Origin of the sequence: Enemella dayhoffiae (genome assembly GCF_002250625.1) — a bacterium.
GTDB classification, from domain to species: domain Bacteria; phylum Actinomycetota; class Actinomycetes; order Propionibacteriales; family Propionibacteriaceae; genus Enemella; species Enemella dayhoffiae.
This window is the reverse complement of sequence record NZ_NMVQ01000023.1, coordinates 86451-100187: the sequence shown is the minus strand read 5'-3', so window position 1 is coordinate 100187 and position 13737 is coordinate 86451. Positions and strand designations below refer to the sequence as shown.

At 72.8% G+C, this 13737-nt stretch carries 13 protein-coding genes; 2 read left to right on the top strand and 11 right to left on the bottom strand.

Annotated elements, in window-relative coordinates:
* Positions 1-259: 259 nt before the first annotated feature.
* From CGZ93_RS11415 to CGZ93_RS11370, 10 genes are all read right to left on the bottom strand, one after another.
* Positions 260-679 (bottom strand): DUF7507 domain-containing protein, encoded by a 420-nt coding sequence (locus tag CGZ93_RS11415; RefSeq protein WP_094364256.1) that lies wholly within the window; start codon positions 677-679, stop codon positions 260-262.
* Between the two features lie 428 nt (positions 680-1107).
* Positions 1108-2142, bottom strand: a complete 1035-nt coding sequence (locus CGZ93_RS11410) for an SIS domain-containing protein (RefSeq protein WP_094364255.1) — start codon at positions 2140-2142, stop codon at positions 1108-1110.
* Positions 2143-2144: 2 nt separating this feature from the next.
* Complete coding sequence (locus CGZ93_RS11405; protein ID WP_094364254.1) at positions 2145-2339, bottom strand: Trm112 family protein; 195 nt, start codon at positions 2337-2339, stop codon at positions 2145-2147.
* Positions 2336-3736, bottom strand: a complete 1401-nt coding sequence (manB, locus tag CGZ93_RS11400; protein WP_094364253.1) for a phosphohexomutase domain-containing protein — start codon at positions 3734-3736, stop codon at positions 2336-2338. Before manB ends, CGZ93_RS11405 begins: the two co-directional genes overlap by 4 nt.
* Positions 3737-3817: 81 nt before the next feature.
* Positions 3818-4186, bottom strand: coding sequence for a DUF3499 domain-containing protein (locus CGZ93_RS11395; RefSeq protein ID WP_094364252.1), 369 nt, complete (start codon positions 4184-4186; stop codon positions 3818-3820).
* Between the two features lie 51 nt (positions 4187-4237).
* Positions 4238-4672: a metallopeptidase family protein gene (locus CGZ93_RS11390; RefSeq protein WP_094364251.1), complete on the bottom strand. Its 435-nt coding sequence runs from the start codon at positions 4670-4672 to the stop codon at positions 4238-4240.
* A complete protein-coding gene (locus CGZ93_RS11385; protein ID WP_094364250.1) occupies positions 4669-6075 on the bottom strand; it encodes a DUF5719 family protein in 1407 nt (468 codons plus the stop codon). The genes CGZ93_RS11390 and CGZ93_RS11385 overlap by 4 nt, the downstream gene beginning before the upstream one ends.
* Positions 6072-9371, bottom strand: a complete 3300-nt coding sequence (locus CGZ93_RS11380) for a glycosyltransferase (RefSeq protein ID WP_094364249.1) — start codon at positions 9369-9371, stop codon at positions 6072-6074. The genes CGZ93_RS11385 and CGZ93_RS11380 overlap by 4 nt, the downstream gene beginning before the upstream one ends.
* Before the next feature lie 110 nt (positions 9372-9481).
* Positions 9482-9745: a WhiB family transcriptional regulator gene (locus CGZ93_RS11375; protein ID WP_094364248.1), complete on the bottom strand. Its 264-nt coding sequence runs from the start codon at positions 9743-9745 to the stop codon at positions 9482-9484.
* A gap of 145 nt (positions 9746-9890) precedes the next feature.
* Positions 9891-10688, bottom strand: coding sequence for a hypothetical protein (locus CGZ93_RS11370; protein WP_094364247.1), 798 nt, complete (start codon positions 10686-10688; stop codon positions 9891-9893).
* Between the two features lie 97 nt (positions 10689-10785).
* Here CGZ93_RS11370 and cofD point away from each other — a divergent pair, with 97 nt between their 5' ends.
* Together cofD and cofE are read left to right on the top strand one after the other, a co-directional pair.
* Positions 10786-11784 (top strand): 2-phospho-L-lactate transferase, encoded by a 999-nt coding sequence (gene cofD / locus CGZ93_RS11365; protein WP_094364246.1) that lies wholly within the window; start codon positions 10786-10788, stop codon positions 11782-11784.
* Positions 11781-12614 (top strand): coenzyme F420-0:L-glutamate ligase, encoded by an 834-nt coding sequence (gene cofE, locus CGZ93_RS11360; RefSeq protein WP_094364245.1) that lies wholly within the window; start codon positions 11781-11783, stop codon positions 12612-12614. Before cofD ends, cofE begins: the two co-directional genes overlap by 4 nt.
* A 4-nt stretch (positions 12615-12618) precedes the next feature.
* Here cofE and CGZ93_RS11355 read toward each other — a convergent pair whose 3' ends face one another.
* On the bottom strand, positions 12619-13704 hold the full coding sequence (locus CGZ93_RS11355) for a mannose-1-phosphate guanylyltransferase (RefSeq protein ID WP_094364244.1): 1086 nt from the start codon (positions 13702-13704) through the stop codon (positions 12619-12621).
* Positions 13705-13737: the final 33 nt, after the last annotated feature.

The window sequence follows — 13737 nt, the reverse complement described above, 5'->3', positions numbered from 1 at the left end:
TCAGTGGTTATCCCCAGTTCTGGGGCTCCGCCCAACCCTCCCCCGAGCATCCGAACCCCGCCTGGTGAGGGGATAACCACTGACAAAGTTGGGGCCGAGCGGGGCATTACCACCAAGGAGATTCAGGTGGGCGGGGCGTCGCAGGGGCGGGGATGCGGGGCGAAGTCCGCCGCGGAGGGCAGAACAACTGACAAAGTGCAGGGGGGAGACAGAATCGGTGGCCCGCAGCTCACTGCGACGGGCCACCGATCATCCAGGGTCAGCCGTTACGCCTCCCCCGGCGGACGAGCCAACCACCCAGGATCAACAGGGCCAGCGCACCGGCCGCCGGGAACGCACCCAGCGGGGAGCCGGTCGCCGGGAGCGCGGCCACCGGGACCGGCTGGACCGGAGCCGGCAGCGGCTTGGTCGGTACCGCCACCTCGGCCGGCGGGCTGGTCACCGTCGGCGGCGTGCCACCACCGGGCGGGGGCGGCAGCGTACCGGTCGCCGTGGCCACGTTGTGGATCTGACCGGCGGCCACATCGGCCGCGGTCACTGTGTACGTGCCCGAGGTGCAGGTGGTCTGCGCACCCGGTGCCAGCGTGGTGCTCTGGCAGGTCACGGTGATCCCCAACTTGCTGAGCAGCGGATCGTTGATCGCCACGTTGCCGATCGTCACCTTGCTCGGGTTGGTCACCTTGAACGTCGGGCGTCGGGGACGTCGCGGGCGCGGCCGCCGGGGCGGCGGACGTCGCCGCCGGCGCGGGAGTGGGACTCGATTTCGCGGTGGCCGTCGAGGTGGTGGGGCTCGCCGTGGGAGTCGGCGTACCGGCCTTCGCGGTGGCGGGCGCAGGTGCCACGGCGGGCGTCGGAGTCGGGGTTGGTGCGGCCTGCGCCAGACCCACCCCGGTCCACGCCACCCAGCAGGCGAGCGTTGAGACAAGGAGAACACGACGAAAGGTTGCGCTGACGCATCCCCGAAACCGTTCTATCCCCGATGCGGCCCCCTACCGGCTGAACTCGACCCTAATGCAGAGATTAGAGTTTTGGGGCGGTCCGTTATCAAAACTTTGATTTTCTTCGCTCGGGCACGAAGGGGCATTCGCTTCCGCCCGGCGGGAAGAGTCAGTCCGCTGGTGCGCCCAGTCCGATGCCGAGGTACGCCGCGGCGTACCAGCCGGTCTGCAGCAGCGCCGCATAGCGCGCCAACTCAGAACCGTCGTGACGGGTCACCATGCAGACGCGCACGTCCCGCCCGTCGGCCATCGCCAGCAACCGGTTCCGGGCCACGTGCACGGCTTCCCCGCCGAGCCCGTCATCCAGCACCAGCAGCACCGGCCGGTGGTCGGAAACCGTTTGCTCGAAGGGATCGGCGAACGGGTCCCGTTCCCGGGCAGCGTCCAGCACGATCAGCAACTCCTCCGCCTCGGCCGCCAGGGCGGGCCGCCCCGAGGATGCGCGGATGGCTTCCGCGACCCGACGCGAGGCGCGGGCGGCCAGCACCGACCCGCCCCACACCAGCGGCTGGGCGTCCGCCATCCCCAGGGCCAGGTCCTTGGCCGGGTTGGCAGCCAGGTCGACGAACGGTGAGCACTCCTCGGCCACCGCATCCAGCGCGTCAGCCACCCCCGCCAGGTCCAGGCCCGGGCCGAGCTGAAGCCGGCTCAGCGCCGTCAGCACCAGGGCGGCCGCGGCCAGCGGGTCGGCGGTGCTGGTGGGCAGCAGGGTGGTGGCCCGGGAGCCCGCATGTTCCGCGATGGCGGAGATCGGCGGACAGGCGATGACCAGGCTGCAACCTCGGCGTACCGCCTCGTGCACGGTGGCGACCAGGTCGGGGTTGCCGCCCTCGGGGGCGACCGCGACGACCAGGTCGAGCGGCCCCACCCAGCCGGGCAGCCCGTGCCGCGACCAGGCGACGAACGGCACCGGGCAGGTCGGTTCCAGCATCGCGCGGACCAGCCGGGCCTCGGTCCCGGCCGCGACCACCGCCCGCGGGCGCAGCGGTTCCAGGCTCGCCAACGGGCCGACCGAGGTCTCCTGCTCGATCCGAATCCGGGCCCCCGCCCCGGCCAGTCGTCGCAGCAGCGAATCGGAGCGCCGCAGGGCCTGGGGGTCGTCCAGCCGCGAATCGTCGAAGTCGCCGCGCTGCTCGCCGACCATGATCAGCCTCGGCGGGCGTCGTCGACCAGCAGCACGGGAATCCCCTCCACGACCGGGTACGCCAGCGCGCAGTCCGGTCCGGTGCAGACGAGCTCGCCCCGCTCGTGGTCCACGGCGAGACGGGCGTGGCAGTTCGGGCAGGCCAGCAGCTCCAGCAGTTCGGGCGCCAGGTCAACGACCCCGGTCGAATCGGTCATGGATGTGCTCCCTTTCCGGTGGTGGCGCTGGGCACGCGAACCAGCTCCAGCACCTCATCGCGCAGCGCGGCCATCAACTCCGGATCCCTGGCCTCGACGTTGAGCCGCAGCAGCGGCTCGGTGTTGGACGGCCGCAGGTTCACCCACCAGTCGTCACCGGTGATCAGCAGCCCGTCGGGGAAGTCGACCTCGCCGCGTCCGGCAAACGCCTCGGCGACCCGGTCCATGGTGGCCCGGGCGTCGGCCACGGTGGAGTTGATCTCCCCGGAGGCCGCATAGCGGTCGAAGCGCCGGACCAGTTCCGACAGCGGTTCGCTCGTACGCCCCAGCATGGACAGCACGTGCAGCCCGGCGAGCATGCCGGTGTCGGCCCGCCAGAAGTCACGGAAGTAGTAGTGCGCCGAGTGCTCCCCGCCGAAGATGGCGTCGTGCTCGGCCATCGCCGCCTTGACGTAGGTGTGCCCCACCTTGGACACCACAGTCTGGCCGCCCTCCTCGGCGACCACCTCGACCACCGTGCGGGAGGTGATGGTGTTGATCACCACGGTCCCACCGGGTTCGCGGGCCAGCTCCTGGCTGGCGATCAACGCGGTCACCGCGGACGGGTTCACCACCGTGCCGGTCTCGTCGATGATGAAGCAGCGGTCGGCGTCTCCGTCGAACACCAGGCCCAGGTCGGCCCCCTGCTCGGTCACCGCGCGCTGGGCGTCGACCAGGTTCTGCGGCTCCAACGGGTTGGGCTGGTGGTTGGGGAACGACCCGTCCAGCTCGAGGTAGAGCCCGATCATCTCGACGTCGAGACCCTTCAGCACACTCGGCACCGTGTGGCCGCCCATCCCGTTGCCGGCGTCCACGACCACCTTCAGGCGCCGCATCCCGTCGGTGGACACCAGCGAGTGCAGGTGGTCGGCGTACGCCGGCAGCAGGTCCTGGCTGCGCAGGGTCCCAGTGACCCGGACCACCGGACGGTTCTGCTTGGCCTCGAAGTCGAAGGCGCGGCGGGCGATCTCGATCAGCTGGTTGGGCGTGACCGGGCGGGCGCCGGAGAGGCAGAACTTGATCCCGTTGTAGGTGGCCGGGTTGTGCGAGGCGGTGAACTGGACGCCGGGCACCTCCAGCATGCCGCTGGCGAACCACAGCTGATCGGTGCTGGCCAGACCGATGTCGATCACGTCGGCGCCGCGGGACATCGCCCCGTGGGCGAAGGCGCGGCTGAGCTCCTCGCCGGTGACCCGCATGTCCCGCCCGAGCGCGAAAGCCCCCTCGGCCTTGGTCAGGTCGAGGGTTTCGACGAAGGCGACCCCGAGGGCGTACGCGCCCTCGGCGTCCCACTGGGCGTCCGGCCCACCGGCCAGCCCCCTGATGTCGTTGGCTTTGAAGATCTCTTCGGTCAGCATCACTGGCAGCCTACCGCTCCGTGATCGCGCCTCACCCCGAACCGCCGCAGTGGCCGGACCCCGAACGGACCCGGTGCCGAATCAGGCGTCCGGATCGGCCAGCACGGTCAGGTGTCCGCGTCGGGCGAGCTGCACCACGCCGCTGCGGGAGGCCGGCTCCGGGGCCGGCGGATCCAGCCGGAAGCCGACCTCGCGGACGGCCTCCGCCAGCGCGAGCAGGTCGTCGGTGCTCGGCTCGGCGTCGGTGTCATCGGTCTCCGGCAGCCGGATCACCTCCCAGCCGCGGGGGGCGGACAGGTTGGAGCCGTGCCGCTCGCAGAGGTCATAGCAGCCGGGCTCGGCGCGCAGCGCCAACGGGCCGAGGACTGCCGTCGAATCGGCGTACACGTAGGTCAGGGTGGCCACCGCCGTGGCCGAGCAACCCGTTCGGGAACAACCCTTGAATCTCACCCAGAGACGGTAACGCGGCCGGGCTGGGTCGTCCCCCTCGACACGCGCACGTCAGAGGTCGTCGGAGTAGCCCTCGGGGTCGATGGTCTCGACCGAGAGCCCGGTCAGGGCGGCCAGCTGCTCGACCACGGTGCGGTGCACCAGGATCTTCAACCCCGTCGGAGTGGCCGCCCGGTGCTCCAGCGGGCGGCGATAGAGCACGACCCGGGCGGGACGGTCCTCGGTCTCCTCGACGGCCAGGGCCAGTGGCACCTGCCGCCCGGTCCAGGCGACCGCCAGGTGCGGCACCTCCTCCCAGCCGATCTGCACCCGGACCAGCGCCTCCGGGCAGACCCGGGAGATCCTGGCCACCGATTCGGTGATCGCCTCGGCGAAGAAGGCGGTGCGGTTGCGGGCCCGATCCAGCGGGACGGCCGGTCCGTCGGGACGCGGCCGGGCCAGCGGTCCGCGCAGCCCGCGGCCGTGCCGATCACGGTGCCCGCTCATCGACCGACCCCCGGATCGTGCACCGGATCGACGCCGGCGGTGGTCTGCTCGGGCACCGAGAAGGGTGCCGAGGCGAGCCCGGCGACCGGCCCGGAGCCGGAGGTGAGCACCACCCCGGCGTACAACTGTGCATCCCGTGGGGTGCGGATCTGCACCGCGGCGGGCACGTCCACCTGCTTGATCTCCCACAGGTTGCTGCGGCCGGCGGCCACCGGAAGCTCCACCGACATCAACTCGCGGCCGGTGGCGTCCACCACTTTCATCGGCACGTTGGCGTCGCGGGTACCGGTGTTGGACACCACCACCGCCCCGGTCACCCCGCGGTCCACGGCGACCGCGGCCAGGCTGGTGCCGGTCAACTCGGCGGCGGCGGGCTGCACGGCCAGGTCGGATTCGGCCGAGACGTCGCTGCTGCGGGAACTGACCGCGGCGACCAGCGGCTGGTCGGCGGTGATCCGGACCGCCCCGACGTCCCCGTTCAGCCCGGTGGTGATCGGGACCCGGACGGTCGATTCGGCGTTCACGTCCACGCTGGCGGCATCGGCCGGGGCGAAGGTTCCGTCGGGTCCGATCACCTCGACCTTGGCGGTGGTCCGGCGGGCGCCCGGGTTGGTCAGCACCAGTTCCCGGCTGCCCGGACCATCGGGTACGCCGGGCACGACCTGGACCGGCGCCGGGTGCGCGGAGGCCACCTGCCAGTCGGAGCCGGCCGGCTGGACGCCGAGGCTGGCATGCTGGCGTACCGCCGACCAGATCCGGCCGCGGGCGGTGCGCACCTCCATGCCGACCCGCTCGGGCTGGGTGAACAGCGATTCCAGCGCGATCACCCGGGTGGACCGCCCCGGGACGGTGATGCCGCGGCCACCGGAGGCGGTCTGCACCCCGTTGGGTCCGAAGAACCGCAGGTCGACCTCGGCCTGTCCCTCGTCGGGGTTGACCAGCACCACCTCGCTGCGCACGGTCAGCCCGGCCTGCCCCGGGTCGGCGGCCAGCCCGGTGAACCAGGCGGTGGTGGTGGGTACGCTGCAGCGGGCCAGCGACAGGCCGCGATCGCGGCCGTTGGCCAGGTTGTCATAGGCGGAGGCGGCGGAGGCCTGGTTCTGCCGGCCTTCGGCGAGCATCAGCACCGGCTGCTCGCCGCTGGGGATGGTCCGTCCGCGACCCGGCGGGACGGCCAGTCCGGTGGCCGCGGTGAGCGGGCGGATCTCCAGTTCTCCCCAGGTGGTCGCCGAGATCGCGTTCACCGTGCCGGCCGGCGGGCAGACGCTGACGGTACGCCCCTGAGCCTCGACCGGCGGGATCGGGCGGGGTTGGCGGACCGGCAGGACGGCCCCCGACAGGGCCAACCCGGCGCCCGCCAGGGCGACGCCGAGCACGGCCACCGGACGCAGCACCGGTTTCATCGCTGTCCCTCCTCGGGCTCGGCCGTGCGCTCCGCCGAGCGGCGTCCGCCGACCCGGGTGGCTACCGATGCGGTCTCCTCGGCCCCCAGTCGCTCCAGGCGGCGCTGCCGGCTGCCGGCCAACGAGGGCGCGGCCAGCACGACCAGGGCGAGCAGACCCAGCAGCTGTGCCAGGGCCAGCCAGCCGCGCAGCGGATCGGACAGGCGTACCTCGAGCTGGCCGGGGTTGCCGGGGATGTCGAAGGTGGTCCGGTCGGTGGCGGAGCGTCCGGTGAGCTCGTTGCCGTTGAAGGTGACCCGCCAGCGGGGGTCGGTGGGTTCGCTGAGCACCAGCTGGCGGGGGCCCGTCGCCGCGGGGAGGGTCGCCTCGGCGGCGGTCCCGCGGGCGTCGAGCACGATCGGCTGGGCCCCGGTCACGGTCCAGCGGCCCCGGGTCTGGGGCACCGACCAGACGGTGACCGACTCATCACCGGAGGCCGCGCCCAGGCCGGGGGTGTTGTTGATCCGCGACTTCAGTTCCTCGCTGGCGCCGCTCACCCACACCTGGCCGACGGCGAGATCGGCCAGGTCCTGGGCCACCCGCTCGTCCCCGCTGCCGGAGACCAGCCGGGCGACGATGCCGCGGGTGCGCTCCTGCATGGTGGGCGAACCGCCGAAGGCGAGACCGCGGTCGGCATCACCGAGCCGGAGCTGGTCGTCGGCGAGCAGCGACCAGGACTGGACCGGCCCCTGTACCTCGATCGCCAGCACCCGCGTCCGCGCCGGGGAGTTCATGGCGTTGCGCAGATAGGGGGCGACCACGGTGCCCGGCTCGCGGTGGATCGGGCCGTGCGCGCCGACCAGCGCCCACCACGCCGCGCCCACGGTCACGGCGGCGACGGTGACCACGACGAGCAGCCCGGTAGCGAGGTGGGCCAGCCCGAGCGACCGCTTGGCCAGCGCGGCCGGCACCAGGTCCAGGCCGAGCGCCCCGGCGTACACCAGGGCGGCGAAGCCGAGCAGCAGCAGCGAGACCACCTCGGGTCGGACCCGGGTGCCCTGCGGCAGGGTGGTGGCGAGTTGTCGGGAGAGCAGGACCGCGAGCGCCAGCGCGGCGAGCCCGGTCCCGAGCGCGGCCCAGACGGCGGGGCTGGAGGTGCGCAGGGCCAGCCCGACCAGCGCCCACAGCCAGATGGCGCCGAAGAAGACCGCGGCCAGCCACAGCGCCGGCGCGCCCGGGCCGGGGGTCAGCCCGAGCAGCAGGTGCCAGGTCGGGCCGACCGCCTGGCCGCCCAGGCCGGCGTCGGGTCCGACGAGCAGGCGGGACCAGCCGTTGACCACGGCCGGCCACCAGGGCGCGAGCAGGATCAGCGGGATCAGCGCCACGACCCCGATTCGGAGCAGGCGGGCCGGTTCGCGGCGGGCCAGGAGCGCCGCCACCAGTCCGCCGAGCAGGGCGAGCAGGCCGAGCGCGGGGAGGAAGGCGATCAGCACGCTCAGCAGCAGTCCGCTGGCCCACACCGGGCGCCAGGAGTCGGGGCCGGTGGTGCGGCGCAGCACGAGGGCCCGCACGGAGACGGCGAGCAGCGGCAGGAACACCGCGAGCACCAGCGGCGCGATCAGTCCGCGGTTCACCGCCGCCAGCAGGACCGCGAGCAGGGCGTACAGCACGGTGGCCGCGATCCGGACCCGGGCGTCGGTGACGGTACGCCGCAGCAGCGGCTGGGCGGCCAGCGCGGCGACCGGCACCACCAGCAGGAAGCCGAGGGCGACCAGCAGCACGGGCCGGCCGGCGGTCACGGTGGAGAACAGCGCGGTCAGCCCCAGCCAGGGTGGGGCGGACAGGCCGGGTGCGCCCACGATGGGCGCCAGATAGGCGCGGTACGCCTCACCGAGGCTGCTGCGGGCCGGGAGCAGCAGGTCCGAGGCGGGGCTGCCCGGTCCGATCAGCGCCCGACCGGCGAACAGTGCGGTGACGGTGAGCAGCAGGGTGGTGACGGCCGCCGGGTTGGACCAGAACCCGCCGCGGTTCTCCTCGCCCGCTGAGGCGAAGTCGTCACCGGTGAGTTCGTCGATCGAGGTGCCGGGGGCGTCGCGGCGCGGAAGCAACCCGAGCGCCCCCTCGGCGGCGAGGCGCAGCCCGGCCCAGCGGCGGGGTCGCAGCATGGCGACCGTGGCGGACGCCTCGGCCGACACCGGCGGGGCGATGCGGGCGCGCAGGGCGCGGGTACGCCCGTTGCCGACGAAGTCGCGCAGCGCGGCGAACTCGGCGCGGGCCTGGGCGGGCGCCTTGGCGAGCAGGTAGCCGACCGACAGCAGCAGTGACCCGAGGATCAGGCGCAGGCTGGCGAAGCCGCCGCCGCGGTGGGCGGCGACGGTGCGCAGGGCGAGCTGCCGGTCGGTGGCCGTGGGGTCCGAGCCGATCAGGGCGCTGCGCCGCAGCCCGTTGCGGCCGGCCTGGCGGTGGGTGACCACGGCCTCGGGACAGGTGCGCACGCGGTGCCCGGCGGCGGTGGCCCGCCAGCCGAGGTCGACGCCGTCGCGGAAGACGGGAAGCTCGGGCGCCAGACCGCCGAGTGCGGCGTACACGCTGCGGCGGACCAGCATGGCGCAGGTCGACACGGCCAGCACCTGCCGCGCGGTGTGCTGACCCTGGTCGATCTCACCGGGCTCGAGGTCGAGTTCGCGCCGTCCGCTGTCGGAGATGGTGACGCCGACCTCGCTGAGCCGGGCCGGGCCGGTCCCGCGGTGGGGCTGCAGCAGTTTGGGGCCGAGGAGGTCGGCGCCGGGGTCGGCGAGGGTTCCGCGAAGGAGTTGCTCCAGGGTGTCGGGGGCGAGGGTGAGGTCGTCGTGCAGCAGCCAGAGCCACTCCCCGGGACGCTCTTCGGCGACGGCCAGGGCGCGGTTGACGGCGACGCCGAACCCGTCCTCGCCGCGGCCGGCGATCACCTCGTCGAACAGCCCGCTCTCCCGGAGCAGCTGCGCGGTGCGGTCGTCCGAACCGGTGTCGACGGCATAGAGCCGGTCGGGGCGACGGGTCAGGTTGCGCAGGGACTGCAGGGCTGGGCCGAGCCACGCCTCGGCGTTGTGCGCGACCAGCACCGCGGTGACCGCGATCGCGGAGGTCTCCGGCGCGGGCTCCTGGTGTTCGTCCTCGGTCCACGCCCAGGCGTCGGGGGTCACCTGCGGGGGTCCGGTGCGCGTCGGGCGCGTCTGGGCCGGGAGGATCTCGGTGGGGCGGTCCGGGCTCGAGCCAGCTGAACCGGAGTGCGGGGCCTCAGGGGTCGAGCCTGTCTCATCGGTGGGATGATCAGGCATCGATGTGGGAACCTCACTGCTCTGGCCGGGGCCGCATCCGCCGCAACCCCCGTTGAACGACGAAGGGGCCGCCGCAGCGTCCCCTCATCGTATACGTCACCTGTGGCCGGTCAGACCGCCCGCTTCTTCAGCTTGCGGCGTTCCCGCTCACTCAACCCGCCCCAGATCCCGAAGCGCTCATCGTTGCCCAGCGCATAGTCCAGGCATTCGCTGCGCACCTCGCAGGAGAGGCAGACCCGCTTGGCCTCTCGGGTCGACCCACCCTTCTCGGGAAAGAAGGCCTCGGGGTCTGTCTGAGCGCACAGGGCACGCTCCTGCCAGCCCAGTGCTCCCTCATCGTCGACAGCGCTGAGCACCGTCAGCAATTCATGCATGTCTCCTCCTCGACCCCGGCGAACCGAGTTTCATTGGTGGAATTACATCGGTGTTGTTACCGAGAGTCAAGCGGGAAATTGTCGGACGGCTGCGGTAACGTAGAAAATTCTGTCCGAAAGGGGCCGCATTCTTATTGGATCGGGATCAGTCGCGGTCGAGCGGGGTCCAGCTGGGCGGCTGGCGGCGCGGCGGAAGGCCCGGGCCGCCTTCATCGACCGGGCGCTCGGAGTCGGGCTGGAGGCGCGGGATGCGGGTCGCGTCCTCCTGCTGTTCCTCTCCCGTGCCCGCACCGGTCTGGGGGGTCCAGTCGCCCCTCTCCCCGGGGCGTCCCCAGCCGCTGGCCCGGGCTCCCGAGGCGGCCGCGCCTGCGCTACGCCAGGCGGCGCCGCTTGCCTCGTCGCGCCGCCAGGCCGGTTCGGGCCCGGCGGCATCCTCGGCGGCGATCTCGTGTCCCGGGCCCGGCAGCTGGGTGGTCGCCTCAGCCTCCTCGATCTGGCGGGCCTCCTCGCGGCGCATCCCGCCCAGGATCCTGAGCAGCCCGAGCACCGCGACCACGGGGAAGATGCTGAACCCGAGATAGCCGACGGCGTCGACCACGGCGTTCACCGCGCCGGCGCGCTGTCCGGCACGGACCAGGCCGATCACTCCGAACACCAGCTGTCCCGCGGTGCCGAGCAGCGCCACCACCAGCGCCGCAACGGTGAGGGGGCGGGCCCGCGGAGTTGCCGGTTGCACCAGGGCGCTCACGCCGACGACGAGCAGCAGCGTGATCGCGTGCACCGGGTTGAACAGCGACAACCCGTGCGCCCCGAACGCGTCCATCCCGGCCGACCCGCGGACCGCCAGGACCAGGCGTACCAGGTCCGCCACCATCAGGATCACGATCGCGAACAGCACCAGCCAGGCGGCCGGCTCACGGAATCGCTTCACTCCCTCGCTCACCCGCTCAGCGTATCCGGCTGACCCGCGCCCGGCCCGGCAGCGACCCGGCCGATGAACGGGTCGCTCACCCGTCCGACCGAGGTGCCAGACTGACCCGGTGACGAACCCGAACCGGATCGTGGTCCTGGCCGGCGGCGTCGGGGGTTCCCGCTTCGTGCGCGGAGTCCGCCGGGCCTGTCCCGAGGCGCAGCTCGACGTGGTGGTGAACACCGCCGACGACATCACCCTGCACGGGCTGCGCGTGTGCCCCGACCTGGACACGATGATGTACGCCCTGGGCGGCGGGATCGATGACGAGAAAGGGTGGGGCCGGGCGGCCGAGACGTGGTCGATCATGGACGAGCTGAAGGCGTACGCCGTCGAGCCGACCTGGTTCGCCCTCGGCGACCGCGACATCGCCACCCACCTGGTCCGCACCCAGCTGATCGCCGCCGGCGCCACCCCGACCGAGATCACCGCCGCGCTGTGCCACCGCTGGCTGGACGACGAGCGGCTGCGGCTGCTGCCGATGACCGACGACCGGGTGGAGACCCACGTCGTGGTCGAGGACCCGCAGACCGCGTCGGGGCGCCGGGCGATGCACTTCCAGGAGTTCTGGGTACGCCACCACGCGGCCCCGAAGGTGCGGCAGGTGCTGCAGGTCGGCATCGAGACCGCGACCGCCACCGCGGAGGTGCTGACCGCGATCGAGCGGGCCGACCTGGTCCTGGTCGGCCCCTCCAACCCGGTCGTGTCGATCGGTCCGGTGCTGGCGACCGGCGGGGTACGCCCCGCCCTGCGCGCCACCGGCGCGAAGGTCGTCGGCGTCTCCGGCATCCTTGGTGGCGCCCCGGTGCTCGGCATGGCCGACAAGCTGCTCCCCGCGATCGGCGTGGCCGTGGACGCCGGCGCCGTCGGCCTGCACTACGGGGCGCGCACCTCCACCGCCGAAGGGATCCTCGACGCCTGGCTCGTCCACGAGACCGACACCGCAGCCGCCGAGCGCTGCACCGCGGCAGGCCTGCCCACCCGCGCGGTACCCCTGCTGATGACCACCCCCGACCACACCGCCGAGTTCGTCCGCGCCGGCGTGGCCCTGGCCGCCGAGACCGCATGATCACCATCGACGCCCCGACCGGGATCGGCGAGATCACCCCCGGCACCGACCTGGTCGCCGAACTGCTCGCCGTCACCGAACCACGCGACGGCGACCTCTGGGTGGTCACCTCGAAGGTGATCTCCAAGGCCGAGGGCCGGATCATCGACGAGGCCGACAAGCCGGCCGCCCGCCGCGCCGAGTCCCGCCGGGTGGTGGCCCGCCGCGGCGGCACCGTGATCGTCGAGCACCGCCTCGGCCTGGTGCACGCCGCCGCCGGCATCGACTCCTCCAACGTCGAGCCCGGCCGAGCACTCCTGCTGCCGGTCGACCCCGACGCCTCGGCCCGGGCCATCCGCAGCCAGGTCCGCGACCGCACTGGCGCCCACATCGGCGTACTCGTCTCCGACACCTCCGGCCGCGCCTGGCGCACCGGGCAGACCGACCTGGCGATCGGCCTGGCCGGGGTGCTCGCGATCGACTCGCACATCGGGCGTACCGACCCGCACGGCAACGACCTGCGCGTCACCGAGATCGCCGTCGCCGACGAGCTGTGCGCGGCGGCCGACCTGGCCAAGACCAAGCTGGGCGGGCGGCCGCTGGCGGTGATCCGCGGCCTGGGCCACCTGGTCACCGACGCCGACGGTTCGTCGACCCCGCTGCTGCGTCCGGCCGAGCAGGACTTCTTCCGGCTCGGTCGCCGCGAGGCGGTGCTGGACGCGGTGCTCCGCGCGACCGGACAGAGCGGGCGCTACGACGAGCTGGTCGAGCTCGACGCCGACGAACTGGTCACCGCGGTGTGCGCTGGCGCCCCGGAAGACACCGCCTGGATCCGCCGTCTGCTGGCGTGACGGATCAGGCGTACGACTCGCCCTGCTCCTCAGCCACCCGCGCGACGAGCGCCTTGACCTGTTCGGCCTTGCCCGAGGGGCAGACCAGGGTGATGTCGTCGGTCTGCACGACGATCGTGTCGGTCATCCCGAGCACGGCGACCAGCTTGCCGTCGCTGCCCTTGTTGATCACCAGGTTGTGCGACCCGTCCATGATCACCGTACGCCCCTCGCGGGCGTTCTCGTCGGCGTCGTGCGGCAGGTGCTCGGCCAGTGCCGGGAAGCCGCCGACGTCGTGCCAGGTGATCGGCAACCGCACCGCAACCACGTGCGCACCCTCGGTACCGCGCCCCAGCGATACCGGCTCCATCACCGCATAGTCGACCGAGATCTTCGGCAGGGTGGGGAACAGTTCGGCCAGTCGCTCGGGCTCCGCGGCCAGCGTGCGCACGGTGCGGTGGCCGTCGGGTACGAGTCGCTCCAGCTGCGCCAGCAGGGTCTCGGCCCGCCAGACGAACATGCCGGCGTTCCACCAGTATTCCCCCGAGGCGACATAGCGCTCGGCGGTGAGGCGGTCGGGCTTCTCCTTGAACTCCAGCACGTGGCGCACGTTGTCGTCGCCGTTCACCGCCTCGCCCTGGTGCAGGTAGCCGTAGCCGGTGTGCGGGGTGTTCGGCACCACCCCGAAGGTGACCAACGCGCTCGGCTCGGTCTCGGCGACCTCGAAACCGGTACGCAGGGCCTTGCGGAACACCTCGACCGGCTGCATGATCTGGTCGGCGGTGACCATCGCCACCACCGCGTCGGGGTCCTGCTCGGCCAGCACCGCGGCGGGCCAGGCCACCGCGTTCAGCGAATCCCGGCCGACCGGCTCACCGAGCACGTTGTCGTGCGGCAGCTCCGGCAACTCGGCGCGGACCACCTCGGCGTACTCCCCGCCGGTGCACACCCACACCCGCTCCGCGCCGACCACGTCCACCACGCGCTCAAAGGCCATCCGCAGCAGACTCCGGTCCCCGACCAGGTGCAACATCTGCTTCGGCATGCCCTGCCGCGACAGCGGCCACAGGCGTTTGCCCGACCCGCCGGCCATGATCACCACGTAACGCATGGGCCTCACCATATCCAGACCGACGAGCCGGTT